The organism is Mesorhizobium sp. M2A.F.Ca.ET.039.01.1.1, assembly GCF_003998035.1.
In the GTDB taxonomy this organism is placed as follows: Bacteria; Pseudomonadota; Alphaproteobacteria; order Rhizobiales; family Rhizobiaceae; genus Mesorhizobium.
Window position 1 is genome coordinate 1 of sequence record NZ_RZRY01000028.1, and the last position, 24372, is coordinate 24372.

The following is a 24372-nucleotide window of genomic DNA, read 5'->3' on the forward strand; positions in this document are numbered from 1 at the left end:
GCTACATATTGCGCCCCGGCTTCGACCTGCCGCCGCTGATGTTTTCCATCGAGGAGATGGAAGCGATCGTGCTGTCGCTGGCGCTGCTCGAACGCACCGGTGACGACGAGCTGAAGCAGGCGGCAAAACGCGTCGGCGCCAAGATCGCCGGCGCCGTGCCGTCGCCCTTGCGGCAGACGCTCGACGCCAATGCGCTTCATGCCTGGGGTTTTGCGGCGCCTTCAGCTTCCGCCGTCGACCTTGCGCAGGTCCGCCGCGCCATCCGCGACGAGGAGAAGCTCGCTCTCTCCTACCGCGACGAGGCGGGACGGGCGAGCGAGCGCATCATCCGTCCGGTCGCGCTGATCTATTATGCCGAGACCGCCAACATCGTCGCCTGGTGCGAGTTGCGCCAGGCGATCCGCAATTTCCGCAGCGACCGCATCGAGGACTGCCGGCCAACGAACCTGTGGTTCAAGGGCGAGGGCGACCGGCTGCGGCAGGTCTGGGTCGACGGCTGGGAGATCAATGCCGCGGCCACCGGCGGCAACTGACGCGCGCCTTGGCTTCAGGGCACGATGCCGCGACAGGCCCAGGCGACATTGGCGAAGGATCGCGGGCCGTCGGGCCGGCCGGCCTGATAGGCATCGCGCATGGCGGCCTCGACGCGCTGCCGCTCGGCCGTATCCAGAGTGGTGATGTATTTGCCGAGCGGGCCTTCTCCGGCGCCGATCGGCGCCCAGAGGTCGTCGAAATCCGCGTAGTCCATGCGGATCATCAGCTCGGCCTCGGTGACTTCGACGAGACCCTGCTCGACAAAGGTCCGCTTCATCTCGCCCGGCTGCATCATCGGCTGGAAGCAGTAGCGGCTGCGCATTTGGCGTCCGCTTTCGCTGAGCGCCGCCATAGTGTCGATCATCATGCGCATCCCGGTCATGCCGCCGTAATGGTCCCAGACCACTGCCGCGACTATGCCGCCTGGTCGCACCACGCGGCGCATCTCGGCCACCGCCTTGCCGGCCTCCGGCACGAAATGCAGCACCAGCAGCGCCAGCGCGCGGTCGAATGCATTGTCCGCGAAAGGCAGCGCCGTGGCATCGGCCTGGCTGATGGTGATGCGCGGATCGGTGTTTTTCTCCTTCGTCGCCGCCACGAAGACCGGGGAAAAATCGATGGCCTGGATCTCGGCAAGATCGGCCGATTTCGCCAGCTCGAAGGTCAGGCTCCCGGTGCCGCAGCCGACATCCAGGATTGTCTCGCCGGGGGCAAGCCCGGCGAAATCGATGAATTTGGGCGCGAGCCTTTGGCTCCAGCGCCCCATGAGTTGCTCATAACCGGATGCTGCATGGACGGTGAAGGTGGACGTCATCGGAACCTCCCTTTCATCAGCTTAAGCTAAACGACGGCGCAACTGCTGCATAGTCGCCGGGCAATCTGCAACATCGGCAGCAAGGTAGCCGACCGGATCGGCGGTTATGTAGGTGATTTCACGCCCGCCACGCTCTCCCGCTCCACCAGCGGGCACTCCAATTTGGTGATGGGATAGCGGCCGCGGCCGGGCGTCGGCGGGGTTTCCAACTGCTCGATCGCCCATTGGCCCATCGCCAGATGCGGCAGGATCGAAGTGGTCAGCGGCGGGAAGAGATGACGGGCGATCTCCTCGTCGTCATAGCCGACCACGGAGATGTCCCGCGGGATATGCAGGCCGGCTTCCTTCAGCGCCTCGTAGCAGCCGATCGCGGTGCGGTCGTTCTGGCAGAAGATCGCGGTGGGCCGCTCCTTGAGTCCAAGCAGTTTCACCGTCGCGGCGTAGCCGGCGCTGGCCGACCAGTCGCCCTCGACCACCAGTTCGGGATCGAAGGGGATGTCGGCGGTAGCGAGGGCACGACGGTAGCCCTTGAGCCGATCCTGCGCGGCTTGCATCCACGGTTCGCCGGTGATGGTGGCGATGCGGCGATGGCCATGCGCGATCAGGTGCCTTGTCGCGCTCTGGCCGCCGGCGATCTCGGAGGGAACCACGGCCGGGAAGGCATAGTCGGCGGTGTAGCAGTTGAGCAGGACGACCGGGATGTCGAGGCTGTAGAGGAAATCCGGCGCCGTGATCTCGCGCGTGAAGATGGTCATATAGATCAGCGCCGAGATGCCCCGCCGCGTCAGCGCTGAAATCGCGCGCGGCTCCATCACCGCGTCGCCCATGGTCTGCGCAACCAAGAGCACGTTGCCGGCGTTCCACGAGGCCTGCCGCGCGCCCTCGATGGCGACCACCGCCTCGGGGCTGGTGGCGAGCTGGTCGACCGCGAAGCCGATGACGCCGTCCAGGCCCTCGAACGGCGTCACCGGCGGCCTGAGCGCCGAGAAGACCGGCGGCGAATAGCCCAGCGCCCGCGCCGCCTCGATCACCCGGTCGCGTGTCTGCTGCGACAGCCTGATGCCCGGCGAATTGTTGAGCACGAACGAGACCGTCGCCTGCGAGCAGCCGGCGGCGCGCGCAATGTCGGTCATGGTCACGCGCCCCTTCGGCTTGGCCGCCGGCTTGCGGCGCCTGGAAGCCCCGGGAGGATCGCGCAGGTCCGTCGGTTCGCTCATGGTCGTTTCCCAAACCCAGCCGGCTCTAAATCAAAGGCGGCGGCAACGGCAAGATGGTCGAGGCCGCTGCGTTTACCGACATGCGCCAACTAATATGTATTAGCAGGCATGACATGCAAATCGCTGGCTACGCCGCTTTGCGACGAAACCGGTCAGACAAGGTCAGCAATGCTGACAATTCGGCCATTTTCCGCGCGGCTGCAGACTTTGTAGCGCTCGCCCTCCTTACTCCCGGCACGTCCTTCGACCAGCGTCTCCTCCGCGTCGAAAGTGCGCCTCGCGGCTTCATAACTAATAGTCTTTACTAATAGCGGCAAGCGTTCTACTGTCAACTCGCCGTGGCTGTCCGGGCATCCGTTCGGCGCGGCAGGTGCGAGGGACGCTCGCTCGAAACCCGGCTTTTATCGCCGGTCTGGGCCTGCATCCGTTTCCACGAAATGTCGGACAAATCGGACTATTTACGAACGCCACATGAGTGTCTAGTGTCTCGACCGCGGCCCGATCGGCACCGTTCTTAAGTCGGCGGACCTTTGCGCCAGACCCTTGAGGAGGAGGGTTGTCCGGACCGCGGCCAGACATCGGCGACGAGTTCTACAGTCAGGTTCTACAAGGGAGGTTGAACTATGAAATCCATGATCCGTAACGCATCTGTCGCCGCGGCGGCCCTGCTCATCGGACTTGCGGCCACGGCGGTTACCCGCGCGGACGACAAGCCGACGCTGGCCTTCGTCGTCAACGGCGCGTCAGACTTCTGGAAGGCGGCGGAAGCCGGCGTTAAGAAGGCGCAGGGCGAACTGCCCGACTATAATCTCGAGCTGAAGTATCCCGAACAGTCCTCGGTCGCCATCCAGCAGCGGCTGATGGATGACTTGGTGACGGCTGGCGTCAAGGGCATCATGGTCTCGGCCGTCGATCCCAAGACCTCGACCGACGGGCTGAACAAGATCGCGTCCGAAACCGCGCTGTTCACCACCGACTCCGACGCGCCGCAGACCAAGCGCGTCGCCTATATCGGCTCGTCCAACGTCGATGCCGGCAAGCAGGCGGCCGAGATCGCCAAGAAGGCGATGCCGGACGGCGGCAAGTGCCTCGGCTTCGTCGGCCTGCTCGGCGCCGACAACGCTAAGGAGCGCATCCAGGGCATGAAGGACGGGCTCGCCGGCAGCAAGATCGAGCTGGTCGACGTGCGCGGCGACGATATCGACCAGGCGCGCGCCAAGAAGAATGTCGAGGACGCGCTGGTTGCCAGCCCAGACATCACCTGCATGGTCGGCTTCTATTCCTACAACACGCCGCGCATCTATGAAGCGCTGCGCGACGCCGGCAAGCTCGGCCAGATCACCGTCGTCGGCTTCGACGACGATCCGATCACGCTGGGCGGCGTCAAGGAAGGCACTGTTGCCGCGACCGTGGTGCAGCAGCCCTTCGAATGGGCCTATCAGGGCATGAAGCTGATGGCTTCCTACCTCAAGGGCGACAAGTCGGGCATCCCGGCCAACGGCTTGATCATCATCCCGACCAAGATCATCGGCAAGGATGATGTCGACGCCTACGCCGCCAACCTCAAGGCGATGCAGGGCAAGTAAGCCCAAGACAGGTGCGCCGGCTCAAGGGATTCCTTGAGCCGGCGTTCGTATTGACGGACCCGCCAAGGCCGGTCAGTCTGTGGCCCACCGGCTGCTGTCAGGCGCGATGACCTCTACCGACACCACTCACCCAGACACCGCTCCGTTCCTGAGCCTCGAGGCCGTGCGCAAGACCTATCCGGGCGTTGTCGCGCTGGACCGGTTCTCGATGGAGGTCCGGCCCGGCGAGGTCATCGGCCTTGTCGGCGAAAACGGCGCCGGCAAATCGACGCTGATGAAGATCCTCGGCGGCGTGACGCGGCCGGACAGCGGCACCATCACCGTCGATGGCGTCGCGCATGACGGGCTGACCGTCGAGCAGAGCATCGGCTCCGGCATCGCTTTCGTGCACCAGGAATTGAATCTCTTCGAAAATCTCGACGTCGCCGCCAACATCTTCTTCGGCCGCGAGCCGCTGAAGGCCGGGCCGTTGAGGCTGGTCGACCGCGCCAGGCTGCGCGAAATGGTGGCGCCGCTGTTGAAGCGTGTCGGCGCCAATTTCTCGGCCGACGCGCCGGTCGCGTCGCTGTCGCTCGCCCAGCAGCAGATGGTCGAGATCGCCAAGGCGCTGTCGATCAGGGCCCGCCTTGTGATCCTCGACGAGCCGACCTCCAGCCTGCCGATGGCGGAAACCGAAAAACTGCTCGACGTCATCAAGGGGCTGAAGGCGCAAGGCATCAGCGTCATCTTCATTTCGCATCGGCTGCACGAGATCGAGCGCGTCGCCGACCGCGTCGTGGTGCTGCGCGACGGGACGCTGGCCGGCACGCTGGCGAAGGACCGGATCAATCACGACGAGATGGTCAGGCTGATGATCGGCCGCATGCTGAAGGAGCGCGAGAAGGCGGGCGAAGCCACGCGCGCGCCGGGCAGTGTGGCGCTGTCGGCCGACGCGATCCGCACCAGCACCTATCCGGACCGGCCGGTCAGCATCGAGCTGAGGCGCGCGGAGATACTCGGCCTTGCGGGCCTTGTCGGCTCCGGCCGCACCGAGCTCGCGCGCGTGCTGTTCGGCATTGACGAGCGGCTGGGCGGCAGCGTCACGCTCGACGGCAAGCCGCTCAATGTCGGCTCGGCCGCCGACGCGGTAGCGACCGGCATCTTCCTCGTGCCGGAAGACCGCAAGCTCACCGGCATATTGCTCGATCTCTCGATCGCCCAGAACATCTCGCTGCCCAACCTGCCGGCGCATGCCAGGCGTTCGCTGGTCTCGGCCGGCGCCGAGCTTGCGACGGCGGAAAAGCAGAAGAAGAACCTGGGCATCAAGGCGCCCTCGGTCTTGACCCGCACAGGCACGCTTTCGGGCGGCAACCAGCAGAAGGTGGTCCTCGCCAAATGGCTGGCGATGAACCCCAAGGTTATGATCCTGGACGAGCCGACGCGTGGCATCGATATCGGCGCCAAGGCCGAAATCTACGGACTGATGCGGGCGCTGGCAGATGCCGGCGTCGCGGTGCTGATGATCTCCAGCGACATGGAAGAGGTGATCGGCGTCTCGGACCGCATCGCGGTCATGCATGAGGGGCAGATCTCCGGCATCCTCGACAAGGACGATTTCAGCCAGGAGAACGTGCTCTTGCTGGCGGTCGGCAAGAAGCCGAAACTGCTGCAAGCGGCGGGAGGAGTTGAATGAGCAAGAAAGATCTCGGCCTGCTGATCCTGATCCTGGTGGTCGGCGCGGTGGTGACGGCCATTAATCCGCGCTTCCTGTCGGCGATCAATCTCGCCAACACCTCCAACCTCGTCGCGCTGTTCGGCATCCTGTCGATCGGTCAGGCCTTCGTCATCATCACCGGCGGCATCGAATTGTCGGTCGGCTCGCTGATCGCGCTGCTCGGCACCCTGTTCATCGACTTCATCGCTGTCCGCGAACTGGACTGGCCGCTGGCCTTCGTGGTGATCATCGTGCTCGGCGCCGTCATCGGCTTCGTGCATGGCTGGCTGATCACAAGGCTGAAATTGCAGCCCTTCGTGGTGACGCTGTGCGGCCTCTTGATCTATCGCGGCGTGGCGCGTTTCTACACCGCCGATGGTACGGCGGGCTTTGCCTTCGGGCAGAATTTCCCGACGCTCGAATTCCTGACCGCGGGCCGCTCCTACGGCTTGCCGAACTCCTTCATCGCACTGATCGTCATTGCCATTGTCATGTGGGTGGTGCTGCACCGCTCGGTGTTCGGCCGCTATCTCTACGCCATCGGCAAGAACGAGGAGGCGGCGAAATATTCCGGCATCCGCACCGGCCGGATCATCATCGCGGCCTATGTCATCTGCGGCGTGCTGACGGCGCTGTCGGCGATCTATTTCGCCATGTACACGCGCTCGATCTCGCCGGCGAGCCACGGCCAGTTCTATGAACTCTACGCCATCGCCGCGGCGGTGCTCGGCGGCTTCTCGCTGCGCGGCGGCGAGGGCTCGCTGGTCGGAGTCCTGCTCGGAACTGTGCTGCTGCAGGAACTGCAGAACCTCGTCAACCTGCTCGGCATCCCCTCATCGCTCAATTTCGCGGTAATGGGCGGCGTCATCCTGATCGGCGTGCTGGTCGACCAGCAATGGGGCGTCTTCCGCGCCCGGCGCCGCATGATCGAAGCGACGCGCCAGAACGTTGCCGGCGCGCCGGCGGAGTAATCTCGCTCTTCGGACAACGGCCTGATTGGATCGATGCTCGCGGATGAGACGCCGGGCGCGTGCGGATTCGTCGACGAATTGCAACAACCCGTGAACCGGAAAACAGCCCTTGTCGGCGAATCGGGGCTGGGCTAAGCAGTTGGTATCTGAGCATTCCAAGAACAAAAATGGGAGTAACTACAGTGACATCATCAGGTTGGATCGCGCTCGCGGCGCTGGCGTTGACCTGCTCGACCCCGGCACTGGCCAAGGACTGGAAGACCGTTTCCGTCGCCATGGAGGGCTCCTATGCCCCCTGGAATCAGACCGATGCCAGCGGCAAGATCGTCGGCTTTGAGGTGGATATCCTCAACGATGTCTGCGCCCGCGCCAAGCTCGAATGCAACATCGTCGCGCAGGATTGGGACGGCGTCATTCCGGGCCTCACCGCAGGCAAGTTCGACATCGTCATGGACGGCATGTCGATCACCGAGGAGCGCATGAAAACGATCGACTTCTCGATCCCTTATGCCTCGTCGCCGGTGGCCTTCCTGGCCGACAAGAACGGCCCGCTGGCCAACCTGTCCAACAAAGGCAAGATGATCGATTTGTCGAAGGACGACGCCGAATCCAAGGCGGCGCTCGACACGCTGCGCAAGGAGCTCACCGGCAAGAATGTCGGCCTGCAGGTCTCGACCACCGAGGCGACCTTCGCCGACAAATATCTGAAGGACGTCGCCAACGTCCATGAATACAAGACCACCGACGAGCACGACCTCGACCTGATGGCGGGCCGCATCGACGTGGCCTTCGCCGACACCACCTATTTCCTCGGCACGCTGGCCAAGCCCGACGCCAAGGACCTGGAATTCGTCGGGCCGCAATTCAAGGGTGGTCCGATCCTCGGGCCGGGCATCGGCGCCGCCTTCCGCAAGAGCGACAAGGACCTGCAGGACATTTACAACAAGGCACTCAAGGCCGCGCTCGACGACGGCTCGGTGTCAAAATACTCCATGCAGTGGTTCAAGATCGACATTACCAAGTGATGTCGCAACGGGAGCAGCCAAGGCTGCTCCCGTTTTGCACTGAGACAAGGAACCGTCGCCGGGAAGGAAGGCGTACGTGGAGTTTCTCAACGATCTGCAGGCGCAGTTTTCGACGGCCTATGAGCTGCTGGCCGCCGGCTGGGGCGTGCAACTGCTCTGGGGCATCGCCTGGACGCTCGCCGTCACCGTCGTCTCGATGCTGATTGGTGCTGCGCTGGGCTCACTGGTGGCTGCGGCCAAGCTCTCGCATCGCGGCGGATTGAGGTTCATCGGCGAGAGCTACACCACCGTCTTCCGCGGCGAACCGGAACTTCTGATCATCTACCTGTTCTACTATGGCGGCACGCAGGTGCTGACCGGTGTGGCGCGGTCGACCGGATCGATCGGCTCGACCGACATCCTGAACATGCCGAGCTTCCTCGGCGGCGTGCTTGCGGTCGGCATCATTTCCGGCGCCTACCAGGCCGAGGTTTTTCGCGGCTCGTTCCTGGCGATCCACCGCGGCGAGCTGGAGGCGGCGCGCGCCTACGGCATGTCGGCCTGGCTGCGGTTTCGCCTCGTGATCGTGCCCCAGGTGCTGCGCCTCGCCGTGCCGGGGCTGGGCAATGTCTGGCAATTGACCATCAAGGATTCGGCGCTGATCTCGGTCACCGGCGTCGCGGAGCTGATGCTCACCGCGAACAAGGCCGCGCGTTCGACGCATCATTCGCTGCTTTTCTACACGGTCGCTGGCATCCTTTACCTGGTGATGACCTCGATCTCGACGCCGATCTTCGAAAAGGCCGAGCGTTACACCTCGCGCAGTTTCACGCGGCCGAAGTGAGGTGGCGGTGGATCTCGACTTCTACCTTCCCACCATGTGGAGCGTGCTGAAGGCGCTGCCGCTGACGCTCGAGATCTGGTTCTTCGGCATCGCCTTCGGGCTGATCATCGCCACCGGCCTGACCTGGCTGCGGGCTTCCGGCTACAGATTGGGCGAATATTTCACCCGCGCCTATGTCTTCATCTTCCGTGGCTCGCCGCTTCTGGTGCAGCTCTATTTGATCTATTTCGGCCTCTCCCAGTTCGACTTCGTCCGCCACAGCTCGATCCTGTGGCCGATCCTGCGCGATCCGATGTATTGCACGATCGTCGCTATGGCCTTGAACACGGCCGCCTATGAGAGCGAGATATTCCGCGGCGCGCTGCGGGCGGTGCCGGTCGGACAGATCGAGGCGGCCAAGGCGTTCGGCATGTCGGCCTTCACCCGTTTCCGCCTCGTCACGCTCCCGATCGCGCTGCGGCTCGCTCTGCCGGCCTATTCGACCGAAATCATCCTGATGACCAAGGCGACCGCGCTCGCCTCGGTGGTCACGATCATGGAGATGATGGGAACGGCGCAGAAGATCCAGCACGACACGTTCCGGCCGATCGAGGTGCTGACCTGCGCCGGCGTGATCTACCTGCTGCTCAACCTGTCGATCGCCCGGCTGTTCGCCTGGGTCGAATACCGGCTGTCGCCGCATCTGCGGCCGCCGCCCGAGCAGAGTCAGCAAATCAAACCCGTACCGGAGGTGTTGTGATGTCGGCAAATGTCGCCGCTGCCGCGAAAGCAGCACCGTCCTCCGGAGTGACGCCTGCCATCAGCGTCAAGGACCTGCGCAAATGCTTTGGCGATCACGAGGTGCTCAAGGGCATTTCGCTGGAAGCCCACAAGGGCGACGTGATTTCCATCCTCGGCTCCTCCGGGTCCGGCAAGAGCACGATGCTTCGCTGCATCAACCTGCTGGAGACCCCTGACTCCGGCGAGGTGCGGGTCGACGGCGAGCTGATCAAGATGAAGCGAAGCCGCGACGGCCATCAGATGCCGGCCGACATCCGCCAGGTGGAACGGATTCGCGCCAACCTCGCCATGGTCTTCCAGAGCTTCAATCTCTGGTCGCACATGACCGTGCTGGAAAACCTCGTCGCCGCGCCGACGCATGTTTTGAAGCGGCCGCGCGCCGAGTGCCTGGAGCAGGCCGAGGCCTTGCTGAAGCGCGTCGGCATATGGGAGCGCCGCAACTACTATCCGCCGCATATGTCGGGCGGCCAGCAGCAGCGCGCGGCAATTGCCCGCGCCCTGGCGATGAACCCCAAGGTGATGCTGTTCGACGAGCCGACATCGGCGCTCGATCCGGAACTGGTCGGCGAGGTGCTGCGCGTCATGCGCTCGCTTGCCGAGGAAGGGCGCACCATGCTCGTCGTCACCCACGAAATGGGCTTCGCCCGCGACGTGTCGAGCAAGGTGATGTTCCTGCACAAGGGCGAGGTGGATTCGGTCGGCGAGCCGAAGGAGATGTTCGCCAGGCCGCCGACGCCGCAGTTCAAGCAGTTCATCGCCAACTTCAACAAGTAGGCGCCTCTCCTTCTCGGATCGGCGCGAAGCGCCGAGACGGATGAGGGGTGTTCCAGCTGGGCAATGGCGTTCGCCTGGCAGCACCGTTGTGCCCAACCGCCAGCGCTTCATTCCTTCCAGCACCCTTCATCCGGCCGCTTCGCAGCCACCTGCTCCCACAAGGGGGAGAAGGGAAGGCGCTTAAATCATGTCCGACAGACCGGAAAACGCCATCGCCTTGCGCAGCACCTCGGCGAAGCGTTCGCCGGCGAGCTCCTTGTCGCCGCTGTTGTCGATCGAGGTGACGTCCGGCCCGGTCAGCTTGACGCTGGCGCTGCGCGCCAGGCGGGCAAGCACTTCGCCGCGCGATTCGCGGCCGCGCGCCGCCAGCCGCTCGGCGAGGATCTCCGGCGTGGCGGTGATCTCGACCACGGCCAGGTTGGCGTAGCGTTCGCGCAGCGCCGGGATGACCGCGCGGGAGACATTCGCCACGGCGACATGGCCGTTCGCCACGGCCCAGTCGACATCGGCCGGCAGGCCGTAGCGCAGGCCGTGCGCGTCCCAGCACAGCGAGAAGGCGCCGTCTGCCTCGGCTTCCGCGAAGGCGGCATCCGCCAGCGTGTCGTGATCCTCGCTTGCGGTGTCACTTGGCCGGGTGATGACGCGGCGCACGATTTCCAGCCGCGTCTCACCGGCAAAACGCTGCTTGGCGTAGCCGATCACCGTATCCTTGCCGGCACCGCTCGGGCCGACCACCGCGACGAAGACGCCGTTGCGGATCGGCAGGCTATCGGCCAGCTCGCGCTCGATGAGGGCCGAGACCATCATGCGACCCGGCGGCCCTGGCGCCACACGGTGCGCACGACCGGCACATGGTCGTCGACGCGCACGCGCACCAGATCGGCGCGGCGGCCAGGCTCGATGACGCCGCGGTCGGCGAGGCCGACCGCTTCGGCCGGGTTCTTCGAGACCATCGCTACAGCCTGGGGCAGCGAAATCCCTTCGACGACATCGCCGAGGAAGAAGGCCGACTGGATCAGGCTGAAGGGGATGTAGTCGGACGACAGGATGTCGAGCAGGCCGTCGGCGGCAAGCGTGCGCGCCGAGACATTGCCGGAATGCGAGGCGCCGCGCATGACGTTCGGCGCACCCATCAGCACGCCGAGACCCGCCGCCTTGGAGGCCTTGGCCGCTTCTTCCGTCGTCGGGAACTCGGCGACGCGCACGCCCTGCTCGATCGCCTCGTCGACATGGCCGGCGGTTGCATCGTCATGGCTGGCCAGCACGATGCCGCGCTCGCGGCAGGCGGCCGAGATGAAAACCCGGTTCGGGCCGGAATTGCGGGCCGATTCCGCCATTCGCTTCTCGCAGAATTTCTGGAAGTCGCGGTCGGTCAGCTTCAGCTTGCGCTGGTAGTAATAGGCATAGGTCTCGAGATTGACGAACTGGCGCTGTCCGGGCGCGTGATCCATCAGCGAGGCGAGCTTCACCCTGTCGTCAGTCTCGAAATTGGCGAAAGCCTCGAGGCAGTCCGGCGCCGAGACCTCGCAGCGCAAATGGATGAAATGGTCGGCCCTGAGCCGATCCTGGCGCACGCTATCTTCGATCGCATCGGCCAGCTTGCGCACATCGTCGGATTTCAGGTCGGCGTCCTCGTCCATGCCGACGCGCAGGGCGTCGAGCACGGTGGTGATGCCGGCGGTCGCCACCTGGGCATCATGGGCAAGCACGGCGGCGATCGGGTTCCAGCGCACTTTCGGGCGTGGCGCGTAATGCCCTTCGAGGTGATCGGTGTGCAGCTCGACGAGGCCCGGGATGATGTAGTCGCCGCCCATATCCTCGCCGGTGCGGGCAGCGCCCGGCTCGACGGCGGCGATCAGGCCGTCGCGCAACAGAAGCGAGCCCTCGACGATCTCGTCGGGCAGCACGATGCGGGTATTGGTGAGAACGGTTTCGGCGGTCATCTCAGGCGGTCCTATCTCGAGCGGTCGGCAATCAAATCAAGCTGTCTTGCGGGCCTGGCCACGGCCAAGCGCGTGGTGCGAAAGCACCATGAACGGGGCGCCAGGCTCGCTTTCGACGAACAAGGTCAGCGCATCGACCGGCACCGGCTGCCGCAGCACGTCGGCGAACAGGCCGTCGATCGCCGCGCGAAGACGCGGGCTCTCCTCCGGCCCGACGCGCCCCGACAGCGTCATGTGGAAGCGGAACGTGTCGAAGACGTAAGGATAGCCCCATTGGCAGAGGTTGCGGAACTCGTCCGGCTTCAGCGCATCGGGGCTGCGTCGCTCGATCTCGGCCTCGGTCAGCGGCGCCCGGAAACTGTCGAAGGCGCGCACCACCTCGCCGGCGAAGTCGTTGAGCGGCGCGAACCGCGTTTCCGGCACCAGCGCGAAGAAGCCGTCGATCTGCCCGACGACCAGACGCGGGATGACGACAGGCGGCGTCGCCTCGGCGAAAGCGTCGAGCGCGGCCCGCAGCGAGGCTTCGGTCTCGTTCGGCGCCAGCCGGAATGGCGCCTTCAGCGTCGCATGGAACCCGTAGCGCCTGGCCGAGGCGGTGTGGAAGGCGACTTCCGCGGCAGACAGATCGCCGACGGCCTCCACCGGCCGCGTCGCCGCCCCGAATGGGTCACGGCCCAGCCAGTTGGCGGCAATGCGCGCCAGCTTCTCGTCCTGTTCCGGTGTGTAGTAGATGGCGTATCGCATCGGCGTTCCTCGTCAAGCGCGCCGCGCCCGAAGGATCATGCGACGCGCTTCAAGTCATTGTCTTGGCAAGTCGTGGGTCCCAAAACGCCAAGGCGTTTGCGGCGACATGCACCGGAACCGCTGCCATAGGTGATTTCCATGACGGATTGACGAAGCTTTCATGGGTTTTCGAAGGCAAGTCCAGCCGCAAGCTCGTTAGCCGACGATTTTTCCGGGCTGGACCAATGCGCGGTCAGGCCTTCATCAGCCATTCGTGCTCGGCCGCGTTGTGGAATTTCCACCTCCGCTTCGGTCCGGCCATGACGTTGAGATAATAGAGGTCGTAGCCGTGGCAGGCCGCGCAGGGGTGATAGCCCTTCGGCACCAGCACGACATCGCCGTCCTCGATCGCCATGGCCTCGTCCAGCTCGCGCACGCCGTTGCGGTCGGCGTCGGTGTAGACGCGCTGGAAGGCAAAACCCTGCGGCGGGTTGAGGCGGTGATAGTAGGTCTCTTCCAGGTAGGATTCGGCCGGCAGATTGTCCTGGTCGTGCTTGTGCGGCGGGTAGCTGGACGTGTGGCCGCCGGGCGTGATGACCTCGACCACCAGCAGCGAATCCGCCGGCTTGCCCTCGGGCAGGATGTTGGTGACGTAGCGCGTGTTGGTGCCCTTGCCACGTACCTCCTGGCCGAGATCGTCCGGCCCGATGACGCGCACCGGCAGGCCGCCGCCGAGGCCCGGCGCCGAGCAGACGGCGAGTTCCAGCTCGGTGTCGGCGGTCACCGACCATTCGGTGCCTTGCGGCACATAGACCGACCACGGCTTGCCTTCGAAAGGCGACATGCGCTCGCCGAGCAGGCCGAGATCCTTGCCGCCGGCGGTCGCCTTGCCCTTGCCGGTAACGAAGACCAGGCAAACCTCGCGGTCGCCCGTCTTGCCGGACGCCGTCTCGCCCACCTTCAGCCGATGCAGGTCGAACCCGACATAGGTCCAGCCGGCGCTTTGCGGCGTGACATGCGCGACATGGCCGTGGCCCCTGTCGGCCTTGACGATGAGTTTCGACATTTTGTCTCTCCTGTCCTTGTTCGCTCAGCGGGCTGGCGACCCAGAGATTTCACCAGCTGAGGAATCCGGCGCAAACCTTCGGTGTTGGCCGTGGCCTCTAAACTTCGTCATCCTAGGGCGAAGCAGGAGCGAAGCTCCGTCGCGGAGACCCTAGGATCCATGCCGTTACCTCAGACGTGGAATGCCAGCGGAGCAGAATTCTGCACCGTTGCAACACTTCAAAGTCATGGCATGGATCCTAGGCCTGCGCTGCGTCGCTGCGCTCCTTGCTCCGCCCTAGGATGACGAAGCGAGGTGCGTTCCGGCCAATCGCCGACGTATGCGATCTATGACGCACGCAGCACCCGATCCGCAAAAACGTCCGCGCCATGGCTTCCGCCTCATTCCTTCGGCTCGGCCGGAGGCTTCGCCTCCTCCGCCGGCTTGTAGAGATAGAAAAACTGCCACACCGCATAGCCGGCGAAGCCGAGCGCGATGATGCCCCAGAACGGCGTGCCGGAGGCGAACTCGATCGCCGACCAGATCAGGCAGACCGCGACGACGGCGATGCGTCGCCACAACGGCCGGAAGAAGGGATGCTCATAGTCTTTCATCACGCCAATCCAGGATTTGCCCAAAGCGCAACGGATAAACCGGGCGCTGGACCAGATCCACCGTTCAGGCCGGAAACCCTTGCGTCTCCACCGTGTAGCCGGCGGCTGTCATCACTCGCATCAGCTCCTTGTGGCCGACCTGGGCCATCTTGAGCGGCGGGTTCTTCTTAGGATCCTGTTCGGCTTCCACGACGAACCAGCCTTCATAGCCATAATCGGCGAAACGCTGAACGATGGCGCCGAAATCGAGCGAGCCGTCGCCCGGCACGGTGAAGGCGCCGAGCGCCACGGCATCGAGGAAGGACTGTTTGGAGCGGTCGAGCCCCTCGATCACACCCATGCGCACATCCTTCAGATGGACATGGTTGATGCGCTTGTAATGGTTGTCGATGGCGCGCAGCACATCGCCGCCGGCAAAGGCGAGATGGCCGGCGTCGAGCAAAAGCGGGATGCCTTCGCCGGAGTTGCGCATGAAGGCATCGAGCTCCGGCTCGGTCTCGACCACAGCGGCCATGTGATGGTGGTAGGAAAGCGGCATGCCCTGCTCCGCGCACCATTCGCCGAATTCGGTGACGCGCCGGCCATAGGCCTTCATCTCGTCGTCCGAAAGTTTTGGCTTGGTGGCCAAAGGCTTCGAGCGGTCGCCCTGGATCGAACGGCCGACCTCGCCATAAACGATGCAGGGCGCGTCGACCGCCTTGAACAGGTCGATCATAGGCTGGATGCGGTCCTTGTTCTTCGCCAGGTCCTCGTTGACCAGCGTGCCGGAGAACCAGCCGCCGCAAAGGGTGACGTCGGCCTCCTTCAGGATCGGCAGCATCACCTTGGGATCGTTGGGGAAGCGGCGGCCCATCTCCATGCCGGTGAAGCCGGCCGAGCGCGACTGGCGCAGGCACTCCTCCAGCGACACGTCGTCGCTCAGTTCCACGAGATCGTCGTTCCACCATGCGATGGGAGACATGCCCAGTTTGGCTTTCAAGTCGTCACTCCAATGTCGGTTCGTTCCTACCCTCCCCCTTTGTGGTGAGGGTCGCTGCGAAGCAGCGGGGAGGGGGCAGCGCCGACCCCCACCCGGACCTTCGGTCCGACCTCCCCACAAGGGGGAGGTAGGGGATCTGCGCTGTCAGCTTCAATCTCCGATCTTCTGCATTTGACGCTTTTCTTCGTAGACTTTGCGCGCTGCGTTCACTTCGCGTCGCGCCGAGACCTCCGGCACGGCGACGTCCCACCAGTGGCCGCCGGCCTCGGTCGAAACCAGCGGATCGGTGTCTATGACCAGAACGGTCGTCCTGTCGTTCTTCTTCGCCTTGGCCAGCGCCGTTTCCAGCTCGGCGATCGACGCCACCTTCTCGGCGATGGCACCCATGCTTGCGGCATGCGCGGCGAAATCGACATCGGGCAGCACCTCGTGGCGCGCGTCCTTCAAGAGATTGTTGAAGTTGGCGCCGCCGGTCGCCATCTGCAGCCGGTTGATGCAGCCATAGCCGCGATTGTCGAGCAGCACGATGGTGAGCTTCAGGCCAAGCATCACCGAGGTGGCGATCTCGGAATTCATCATCAGATAGGAGCCGTCGCCGACCATGACGACGACCTCCTGATCAGGCTTGGCCATCTTGGCGCCGAGCCCGCCGGCGATCTCGTAACCCATGGTCGAGAAGCCGTATTCCCCATGATACGAGCCGGGAGCGCCCGCCTGCCAGAGTTTGTGCAGTTCTCCCGGCAGGCCGCCAGACGCATTCAGCAGCGTCACGCCCGAGCCCATGGCGCGCTGCACGGCGCCGATCACCTGCGCATCGGAAGGGTAGGCGGCGTTGGTCGAAGCCGTCACCTTGGCGGCGGCGGCCTGCCACTCCGTCTTGCCCTTCAGTGCATTGTCGGTCCAGGCGGCGGGCGCCGTCCAGCCCTTCAGCGCCGCGGCCAGTTCGGAAAGCCCTTCGCCGGCGTCGGCGACCAGCGGCAGCGCCCAGTGCTTGCCCGCATCAAAGACTTGCGTGTTCAGCCCGATGATGGTGCGGCCGGCATTCTTGAACAGCGCCCAGGAACCGGTCGTGAAATCCTGCAGCCTGGTGCCGACGGCGAGCACGACGTCGGCCTCCTCCGCCAGCCGGTTGGCGGCCGAGGTGCCGGTCACGCCGACCGCCGCCATGTTGAGCGGATGATCGTCAGGCAGCGAGGACTTGCCGCCCTGGGTCTCGCAGACCGGGATGCCGGCGCCCTGCACCAGCTTCGCCAGTTCATCGGAAGCCTGCGAATAGAGCACGCCGCCGCCGGCGATCACCAGCGGCTTCTTCGCCCCTTTCAGCGCCGCGACGGCGGCCGCAAGCTCGTTGCGGTCGGGGCGCAGCCGCCGTGGCGTCCAGATCCGTTCGGCGAACAGGCTTTCCGGATAATCATAGGCCTCGGCCTGCACGTCCTGGCAGAGCGACAGCGTCACCGGGCCGCATTCGGCTGGATCGGTCAGCACCTGCATCGCGCGGTTGAGCGCCGGGATGATCTGCTCCGGCCGCGTGATGCGATCGAAATAGCGCGACACGGGCCGGAAGCAGTCGTTGACGCTCGCCGTGCCGTCGGAGAAATCCTCCGCCTGCTGCAGCACCGGGTCGGGCAGGCGGTTGGCGAACACATCGCCGGGCAGGAACAGGACGGGCAGCCGGTTCACATGCGCCAGCGCCGCCGCGGTCACCATGTTCAGCGCGCCGGGGCCGATCGAAGAGGTCGCGGCCATGAAGCGGCGGCGGAAATTCGCCTTGCCATAGGCGATCGCCGCATGCGCCATCGCCTGCTCGTTATGGGCGCGGAAGGTCGGCAGTTCGTCGCGCACCTGGTAGAGCGCCTCGCCGATGCCGGCGACATTGCCATGGCCGAAGATTGCCCACACGCCGCCGAAGATCGGCACCGTCTTGCCGTCGAGCTCGGTCATTTGCCGGCTGAGAAAGCGGGTCAGTGCCTGCGCCATCGTCAGGCGAACGGTCTTCGTCATTGTCGTTTCCTCCGGCTTTCGTTGACGCCGTTTTCTTATGCTGCCCGTTTCTTATGCTGCTTTACGGCCGCGCGCGGCAAGCCACGCTTCGGTCAACTGTTCGAAACGGGACGCCATGTCGGCGATGGCCTCGTCATCCGACATCCGGCCCGCCAACCATTGTTCGGCGGCGTTGATGAAGATGGTGCGACCGACGGCAAATCCTTTCACGATCGGCGCATTGGCCGTTGCCGCAAAGGCCGCGACCAGCTCGTCCTGCGGCGCTTCCAGCCCCAGCAGCACGACGCCGCGGCACCATGGGTCGTTCCTGACGATCACCTGTTCTATCTTCGCCCAGGCGCCTGCGGAAGCTTGCGGCTCGAGCTTCCACCAGTCGGGCTTGATGCCCAGCGCATAGAGTTCCTCCAGCGCGCGCGGAATGGTGGTGTCGTCGAGCTTGCCATGCTTACCGGCGATGATCTCGACCAGCAGTTCGCGGCCGACTTTCCGCGCCGCCTCGAACAGCGCGCGCAGCTTCTGCTGCTGCTCGACTTTGAGCGTTTCCGGATCGTCCGGGTGATAGAAGCACAGGCATTTGATGCAATGGTCGACCGGCCATTCGGTGAGTTGCGAGCCGATATCCTGCGAGAATTCGAAGCGCAGCGGCCGCGATCCGGGCAGCTCGACCGGACGGCCGAGCCAGGCGAAAGGATGGCGAGCGAATTCGAACATCGCGTCGCGGCCGTATTTCTCGTCGATCAGCATGCCGTAGCCGTCGCGGCCGGCGGCGACTTTTGCCGCCGCCTTGACCGTCAGCACCTTGAAGTCCGGAATGCGCGATTGATCGGCGCCCACCCTGGCCGCGACATCCTCCAGCTGCACGCGATGGTCGCAGGCCAGCGCCATCAGCGAAGGAATGTCGCGCCTGCGTGTCGTTGCCCAATGGATGTGGTTGATCGCCTCGTCCTTGCGTAGCGCCAGGTGCTTGCTGCCGTTCTTCAGGAAGAACTGCAGCTCCTCGAAGGTCGGATATTCCGGCGCGCAGAGCAGGCGCGACACCGCAAAGGCGCCGCAGGCATTGGCCCAGGTGGCTGCGGTGGCAAAGCTTTCGCCGCCCAGCCAGCCGCGCAGGAAGCCGGACATGAAGGCGTCGCCGGCGCCCAGCACATTGTAGATCTCGATCGGGAAACCCTTGCCGACGATGCCGTCCTCGAGGTCGTCGCTGATCGGGCCGTCATAGACGATGCAGCCCTTGGCGCCGCGCTTCAGCACGATGGTGGCCGAGGAAAGCGCACGGATCGTCTTCAGCGCGCTCAGACAGTCGTCGGCTCCGGAAGCGATCATGATCTCCTCCTCGGTGCCGACAATGAGATCGCAGTCCGGAAGCACCGTCTTCAGCTGCGCTGAGACACGGTCGGATTTGACATAACGCTCGAAACCTTCGGCATGGCCGGCAAGGCCCCAGAGGTTCGGGCGATAGTCGATGTCGAAGACTACCTTGCCGCCTCGGGCCTTCATCAGCCGGATCGCCTTGCGCTGCGCGGCATCGGAATTCGGCCGCGAGAAATGCGTGCCGGTGACGACGACGGAGCGCGCCGAGGCAATGAAGGCCTCGTCGATATCCTCTTCGGCCAGCGCCATGTCGGCGCAGTCGGAGCGGTAGAAAATCATCGGCGAGACGCCTTCGCTCTCGACCGAAAGCAGCACCAGCGCCGTCAGCCGTTCCTTGTCGGTCTTCAACCCGTCAACGGAGACGCCCTCGCGCCGAAGCTGTTCGCGGATGAAGCGGCCCATCTGCTCGTCGCCGACGCGCGTGAGCAGCGCCGAACGCAGGCCGAGCCTTGCCGTGCCGACGGAAATATTGGCCGGGCAGCCGCCGACCGACTTGGCGAAAGAGGTGATGTCCTCCAGCCGCGAGCCAATCTGCTGGCCGTAGAGATCGACCGAGGCGCGGCCGATGGTGATGACGTCGAGCGGCGGGTATTTCCCTTCCACGGCTTCGCCCATTCGAACCTCCCATCGGCCTTGTTGTGCAGAGCAGCGTCGTTTTGGACAGCGCGCGCCAGCGACGGCGTGATGTCGCCAATATGAAATATTAATTCCAATCAGCAGTCAATATGGAATGAGCGTTCCCATGCCGAAAAGCACTCCGCCGGCAGGGTTCAGCCCTTACGCCGGCGCCCGGCTTCGCGGCGCTTTTCGCCGACGGCAACGGTCAGCGCCATGGCCAGCGCCATCGTCGCCGAGATCGAGCGGAAACCGCCGAAATCGGCCTCGGCGACCTCGAACCAGACCTTGGCGAACTGCGCCAGCGGCGAGAAGGACGAGTCGGTGATCGCCACGATCGGCACGCCCTCTTCTGCGATCGCGCGCGTCTCCTCGATGGTCGCCGGCGCGTAAGGCGAGAAGCTGATGGCGATGACGGCGTCGCGCGGCGTGGCGAAGCCGATCATCTCGGCATTGAGCCCCGCGGCCGATTCTACCAGCTGGTTGCGGATTTTGAGCTTGCCGAGCGCATAGGCGATGTAGGCGGCGACCGGATAGGAACGGCGCTTGGCCAGCACATAAATGGTCTCGGCTTTCGCCAGGAGTGCGATCGCCTCTTCGAAATGCGCGTCGTTCAACGCACGCGAAATGTCGCTGAGTGAGGTGCTGGCGGCGGCGACGAAGCCGTCGAAGATTGCCCGGTGGCCGGCGCCTTCCTCCGCCTTGGCACGCAGCGCCGCCAGCCTTTCGTCATAGGAGGAGTTGCGCTCGCGCAGCCGCTCGCGGAAAACCTGCTGCAGGCTGGTGAAGCCGTCGAAGCCGAGCTGCTGGGCAAAACGGATCAGCGTCGAGGGCTGGACGCCGGCCGAGGCGGCGATGCTCGCCGCCGTGCCGAAGGCGATATCGTCGGGGTTGTCGAGCGCATAGGCGGCGATCTGCGCGATGCGCTTGGGCAGGCTCGCGCGCCTGTCCAGGATCGTCGCGCGCAGCGTTTCGAAATCGCGAGGCACCCGTTCGTCCATCGTCACTCCGTCCGCGCCCATAAGGTCTGTCCCTCTCCTGCCTCATCATAGCGAGTTCGCGCAAGAACACCATAAAAAATGATTTGTATGTTCCATTCGCAGCCAAAATGGACTAATCAATCCACACCAGTATTTCCTTCGTCTCGGAGACAATCGACATGGTCGGAGTGGGCCTCATCGGCACGGGCTTCATGGGCAAGTGCCACGCCATCGCCTGGAACGCGGTGAGCACCGTCTTTCCCGATGTCGACAAGCCGAAACTGGTGCATCTGGGCGAGGTGAATGACGAGTTGGCCCGGCGCAAGGCCGGCGAGTTCGGCTTCGCCAAGGGCTCCGGGGACTGGCGCGCCGTGGTCAACGATCCGGAGGTCGATGTCGTCTCGCTGACCACGCCGAACCAGTTCCATCCCGAGATGGCGATCGCCATCCTCGAAGCCGGCAAGCATCTGTGGTGCGAGAAGCCGATGGCGCCGAGTTTCGCCGAGGCCGAGACCATGGCGGCCGCGGCCAGGAAATCCGGCAGGGTCGCCGGGCTCGGCTACAACTACATCCAGAACCCCGCCATCCGCCATATCGGCGCGCTGCTCGAGGAAAAGATCATCGGCGACATCAACCTTGTGCGTATCGAGATGGACGAGGACTTCATGGCCGACCCGGAAGCGCTGTTCTTCTGGAAGCACGAGGCTTCGTCCGGTTACGGCGCGCTCGACGATTTCGCCGTCCATCCGCTGTCGCTGATCAAGGTACTGTTCGGCCGCGTTTCGCGCGTCATGTGCGACATGGCCAAACCCTATGCCGACCGCAAGACCGCTTCGGGCGCCCGCCGCGCGGTCGAGACCTATGATATCGCCAGCGTGCTCATGCATCTCGAAAACGGTGTCGCCGGCACGCTGCTGGTCAACCGCTCGGCCTGGGGCCGCAAGGGCCGCATCGCCATCCAGATATTCGGCTCGAAGGGTTCGATCCTCTACGACCAGGAGCGGATGAACGAGTTCCAGCTCTACCTCACCGCCGACCGGCCGACCGAGCAGGGCTACCGCACCATCCTGGTGGCGCCGCATCACAAGCCCTACGATTCCTTCCTGCCGGCGCCCGGCCATGGCCTCGGCTTCAACGACCTCAAGATGATCGAATGCCGCGAGCTTTTGATGCGCATCGCCGGCAAGCCGGCCCGCATCATCGACTTCGACGAGGGGCTGGAGATCGAGCGCACCGTGCATGCCATGGCGCGCTCCTTCCAGGAGCAGCGCTGGGTCGATGTGAGGTAGGCCAGGCAAACGTGTCAGAACCGGACAGGCTCGAATCGGCCGGATTTCGCCGAGGCAAGGGCGGCTTCGCATAGGATCATCGCCTTGCGTCCGTCCGCCGCGCCGACCGCCGGCGTCCGGCCCGCGGCGACCGACTGGATGAAATGGTCGAGCTCGGCCTCGTAGGATTCGGCATAGCGCTCGACGAAGAAATAGAGCGGCCGGTCGGCCGCGATCCCGCTCTCGCCGCTGAGGCTGACCGAGGTCGGCGTGCGGTTGCCGGCCTGCAGCATGCCCTTCGCGCCATGCACCTCGATGCGCTGGTCGTAGCCATAGACGGCGCGCACGCTGTTGTTGATGTGGCACTGCCGGCCGGACGCCGTGCGCAGGATGAACATCGCCGTGTCGTAGTCGCCGAGCCTGGCGTAGTAGGACTCGACCAGCGAGGAGCCGGTGGCGAAGAGCTCCACCGGCTCCTCGCCGAGCAGAAAGCGCGCCATGTCGAAATCATGGATGGTCATCTCGCGGAACACGCCGCCGCCGCCGGCCAGCGCTTCCTCGGTTTCCGGCTCAGGGTCGCGGCTGGTGATGATCACCTGCTCGACCGCGCCAATCTCGCCGGCGTCGATCCTTTTCTTGACAGCGGCGAAGGACGGATCGAAGCGCCGGTTGAAACCGATCTGCAGCGGCACGCCGGCCTTCTCCACGGCAGCCAGGCACTGGTCCGTGCTGGCGATGTCGAGGTCGATCGGCTTCTCGCAGAAGATCGCCTTGCCCTTGGCGGCGGCTTCGATGATCAGCTCGGCATGCGTGCGGGTGGCCGACGCGATCACCACCGCCTTGATCGACGGGTCGTTAATCACCGTCGCGGTATCGGCGATCTCGGCGCCTGTGCCGGCCGCGATCCGCTCGGCCGCGTCGCGGCGCGGGTCCACGATGGTGCGCAGGTGCACATCCGGATGGCGGGCAAGATTTTTCGCATGCACCGAGCCGATCAGCCCGGCGCCGAACAATGCGGCGTCGATCATTTTTCTCTCTTTTCAGTCTTTCAGGAGGTGACCGCTTCCGCGCCGGATCCCGGCTTGGTGAAGCGCTCCAGCTCCTGCTGCAATTCGCGGATCTCGCGGCCGCCGGCCATCATGTCCAGCACCTCCTTCTCGCTGATGTCGCCCTTGCGGAACGTGCCGAGCGAGCGGCCGCGGTTGAGCATGGTGAAGACATCGCCGATCGGATAGGCGTGATGGATGTTGTGGGTGATGAAGATGACGGCGAGCCCGCGCTGGCGCGCCTGCGCCACATAGCGCAGCACGATCGAGGCCTGGTGCACCCCGAGCGCCGAGGTCGGCTCGTCGAGGATCAGCACCCTGGCGCCGTGATAGACGGCGCGCGCGATCGCCACGCATTGCCGCTCGCCGCCGGAAAGCGTGCCGACAGCCTGCTGCGGGTCGCGCACATTGATGCCGATCTTGCCGAGCTGGTCATAGACGATCGCGTCGGCCGTCTTCATGTCGATACGCCTGGCCGGCCCCCAGCCCTTCACCGGTTCGCGGCCAAGGAAGAAATTGCGCGTGATGCTCATCAGCGGGATCATCGACAGGTCTTGGAAGACCGTGGCGATGCCGGCGTCGAGCGCCTGGCGCGGCGAGGTGAAGGTCACCGGCTTGCCGTCGACATACATCTGGCCTTCGCTCGGCGTGTGCACGCCCGACAGCGTCTTGATCAGCGTCGACTTGCCGGCGCCATTGTCGCCGAGCAGGCAGTGCACCTCGCTGGCATGCGCGGCGAACGACATGTCGCGCAGCGCCGTCACCGAGCCGAAGCGGCGGGTGACGTTGCGCAGTTCGATGAGCGGAACGGCGTCAGTCATCAGCGCGCCTCCGTCGCCTTGCGGCGTACGTAATTGTTGACCAGCACCGCGATCAAAAGCATCGAGCCGAGGAAGCCCTGGAACCAGTCGGTGTCAATGCCGGTGTAGAAGATGCCCATCTCCACCGTGCCGAAGATCAGCGCGCCGAACATGGCGCCGATCGCCGAGCCGTAGCCGCCGGTGAGCAGGCAGCCGCCGATCACCGCGGCGATGATCGCCTGGAATTCCTTCTGCGTGCCGCGCAGCGTATCGGCCGAGCCTGCCTCCAGCACCTGGATGACGGCGAACAGCGTCGCCGACAGCGCCGTGCCGATGAACAGCAGGATCTTCACCCGGTCGACCGGCACGCCGACATTGCGCGCCGCCCGGTCGTCGCCGCCGACGGCGAACACCCAGTTGCCGAAGCGCGTCTTGATCAGCAGCCAGGTGGCGAAGGCGGTCACCGCCACCCACCACAGGATCGACATGGACAGGCCCTGCACCATCGGCGAGCCGTCGGGACGCGCGGCGATCACGCCATGCGCTGCAAGCCAGGCGAAGACCGGCCCGCCGAACTTGCCGCCGAACAGCCAGACGACGAAGCCGCCTTCCTGGCCGTCGGTGATGTAGGGGATCTGCGTGCGCCCGGTGACGGTGCGCGTGATGGCGAGCGTCAGCCCGCGCAGGATGAACAGGCCGGCCAGCGTGACGATGAAGGAGGGCAGCCTGGTGCGCACCACAAGGATGCCGTTCAGCGCGCCGACGATGAT

Annotated in this window: 23 protein-coding genes; 9 read left to right on the forward strand and 14 right to left on the reverse strand. The window is 64.9% G+C overall.

Annotated features, from left to right (window positions below):
* Positions 1–533 (forward strand): YafY family protein (locus tag EOA24_RS04625; RefSeq protein ID WP_133374460.1); only part of this gene is annotated, 533 nt, incomplete at its 5' end.
* Positions 534–547: 14 nt separating this feature from the next.
* Here the strand turns inward: EOA24_RS04625 and EOA24_RS04630 are convergent.
* Together EOA24_RS04630 and EOA24_RS04635 are read right to left on the reverse strand one after the other, a co-directional pair.
* Positions 548–1348: a class I SAM-dependent methyltransferase gene (locus EOA24_RS04630; RefSeq protein ID WP_126080075.1), complete on the reverse strand. Its 801-nt coding sequence runs from the start codon at positions 1346–1348 to the stop codon at positions 548–550.
* A 104-nt stretch (positions 1349–1452) separates the two neighbouring features.
* Positions 1453–2565 carry a LacI family DNA-binding transcriptional regulator gene (locus tag EOA24_RS04635; RefSeq protein WP_189341992.1) on the reverse strand — a complete coding sequence of 371 codons (1113 nt, stop codon included), beginning with the start codon at positions 2563–2565 and terminating at the stop codon, positions 1453–1455.
* A gap of 623 nt (positions 2566–3188) precedes the next feature.
* Here EOA24_RS04635 and EOA24_RS04640 point away from each other — a divergent pair.
* The 7 genes from EOA24_RS04640 (at position 3189) to EOA24_RS04670 (ending at position 10217) form a co-directional block, all read left to right on the forward strand.
* Positions 3189–4151, forward strand: a complete 963-nt coding sequence (locus EOA24_RS04640) for a sugar-binding protein (RefSeq protein WP_126080074.1) — start codon at positions 3189–3191, stop codon at positions 4149–4151.
* Between the two features lie 106 nt (positions 4152–4257).
* Positions 4258–5823 (forward strand): sugar ABC transporter ATP-binding protein, encoded by a 1566-nt coding sequence (locus EOA24_RS04645; protein ID WP_126080073.1) that lies wholly within the window; start codon positions 4258–4260, stop codon positions 5821–5823.
* On the forward strand, positions 5820–6815 hold the full coding sequence (locus EOA24_RS04650; RefSeq protein ID WP_126080072.1) for an ABC transporter permease: 996 nt from the start codon (positions 5820–5822) through the stop codon (positions 6813–6815). Before EOA24_RS04645 ends, EOA24_RS04650 begins: the two co-directional genes overlap by 4 nt.
* Positions 6816–6997: 182 nt before the next feature.
* A complete protein-coding gene (locus EOA24_RS04655) occupies positions 6998–7840 on the forward strand; it encodes a transporter substrate-binding domain-containing protein (protein ID WP_245467298.1) in 843 nt (280 codons plus the stop codon).
* 76 nt (positions 7841–7916) lie between these two features.
* Positions 7917–8663: an ABC transporter permease subunit gene (locus EOA24_RS04660; protein ID WP_245463128.1), complete on the forward strand. Its 747-nt coding sequence runs from the start codon at positions 7917–7919 to the stop codon at positions 8661–8663.
* 7 nt (positions 8664–8670) lie between these two features.
* A complete protein-coding gene (locus tag EOA24_RS04665; protein ID WP_245467297.1) occupies positions 8671–9402 on the forward strand; it encodes an ABC transporter permease in 732 nt (243 codons plus the stop codon).
* Positions 9402–10217 carry an ATP-binding cassette domain-containing protein gene (locus EOA24_RS04670; protein ID WP_126080070.1) on the forward strand — a complete coding sequence of 272 codons (816 nt, stop codon included), beginning with the start codon at positions 9402–9404 and terminating at the stop codon, positions 10215–10217. The genes EOA24_RS04665 and EOA24_RS04670 overlap by 1 nt, the downstream gene beginning before the upstream one ends.
* Before the next feature lie 180 nt (positions 10218–10397).
* Here EOA24_RS04670 and phnN read toward each other — a convergent pair whose 3' ends face one another.
* The 9 genes from phnN to EOA24_RS04715 all read right to left on the reverse strand — a co-directional run bounded on the left by phnN (position 10398) and on the right by EOA24_RS04715 (position 20509).
* Positions 10398–11024 (reverse strand): phosphonate metabolism protein/1,5-bisphosphokinase (PRPP-forming) PhnN, encoded by a 627-nt coding sequence (gene phnN, locus EOA24_RS04675; protein WP_189353862.1) that lies wholly within the window; start codon positions 11022–11024, stop codon positions 10398–10400.
* Entirely contained in the window at positions 11021–12160 is a 1140-nt protein-coding gene (locus EOA24_RS04680; RefSeq protein ID WP_126080069.1) for an alpha-D-ribose 1-methylphosphonate 5-triphosphate diphosphatase, read from the reverse strand. The genes phnN and EOA24_RS04680 overlap by 4 nt, the downstream gene beginning before the upstream one ends.
* 36 nt (positions 12161–12196) lie before the next feature.
* Positions 12197–12904 (reverse strand): DUF1045 domain-containing protein, encoded by a 708-nt coding sequence (locus tag EOA24_RS04685; RefSeq protein ID WP_126080068.1) that lies wholly within the window; start codon positions 12902–12904, stop codon positions 12197–12199.
* Positions 12905–13136: 232 nt separating this feature from the next.
* A complete protein-coding gene (gene iolB, locus EOA24_RS04690) occupies positions 13137–13949 on the reverse strand; it encodes a 5-deoxy-glucuronate isomerase (protein ID WP_127409646.1) in 813 nt (270 codons plus the stop codon).
* A gap of 380 nt (positions 13950–14329) precedes the next feature.
* Positions 14330–14542, reverse strand: coding sequence for a DUF3329 domain-containing protein (locus EOA24_RS04695; RefSeq protein WP_126080066.1), 213 nt, complete (start codon positions 14540–14542; stop codon positions 14330–14332).
* 64 nt (positions 14543–14606) lie between these two features.
* Positions 14607–15521 carry a myo-inosose-2 dehydratase gene (gene iolE / locus EOA24_RS04700; protein ID WP_126080065.1) on the reverse strand — a complete coding sequence of 305 codons (915 nt, stop codon included), beginning with the start codon at positions 15519–15521 and terminating at the stop codon, positions 14607–14609.
* A gap of 150 nt (positions 15522–15671) precedes the next feature.
* Positions 15672–17522 (reverse strand): 3D-(3,5/4)-trihydroxycyclohexane-1,2-dione acylhydrolase (decyclizing), encoded by a 1851-nt coding sequence (gene iolD / locus EOA24_RS04705; protein ID WP_126080064.1) that lies wholly within the window; start codon positions 17520–17522, stop codon positions 15672–15674.
* 51 nt (positions 17523–17573) lie between these two features.
* On the reverse strand, positions 17574–19508 hold the full coding sequence (iolC, locus tag EOA24_RS04710) for a 5-dehydro-2-deoxygluconokinase (protein WP_126080063.1): 1935 nt from the start codon (positions 19506–19508) through the stop codon (positions 17574–17576).
* A gap of 155 nt (positions 19509–19663) precedes the next feature.
* Positions 19664–20509 carry a MurR/RpiR family transcriptional regulator gene (locus EOA24_RS04715; RefSeq protein ID WP_126083614.1) on the reverse strand — a complete coding sequence of 282 codons (846 nt, stop codon included), beginning with the start codon at positions 20507–20509 and terminating at the stop codon, positions 19664–19666.
* A 158-nt stretch (positions 20510–20667) separates the two neighbouring features.
* Here EOA24_RS04715 and EOA24_RS04720 point away from each other — a divergent pair, with 158 nt between their 5' ends.
* Entirely contained in the window at positions 20668–21777 is a 1110-nt protein-coding gene (locus EOA24_RS04720; protein WP_126080062.1) for a Gfo/Idh/MocA family oxidoreductase, read from the forward strand.
* Positions 21778–21791: 14 nt separating this feature from the next.
* Here the strand turns inward: EOA24_RS04720 and iolG are convergent, their stop codons facing one another.
* The 3 genes from iolG to EOA24_RS04735 form a co-directional block, all read right to left on the reverse strand.
* Complete coding sequence (gene iolG / locus EOA24_RS04725) at positions 21792–22784, reverse strand: inositol 2-dehydrogenase (RefSeq protein ID WP_126080061.1); 993 nt, start codon at positions 22782–22784, stop codon at positions 21792–21794.
* Positions 22785–22804: 20 nt separating this feature from the next.
* Positions 22805–23623, reverse strand: a complete 819-nt coding sequence (locus EOA24_RS04730; protein ID WP_127249770.1) for an ATP-binding cassette domain-containing protein — start codon at positions 23621–23623, stop codon at positions 22805–22807.
* Positions 23623–24372: ABC transporter permease (locus EOA24_RS04735; protein WP_133374461.1), on the reverse strand; the 750-nt coding region annotated here is incomplete at its 5' end. The genes EOA24_RS04735 and EOA24_RS04730, both read right to left, overlap by 1 nt.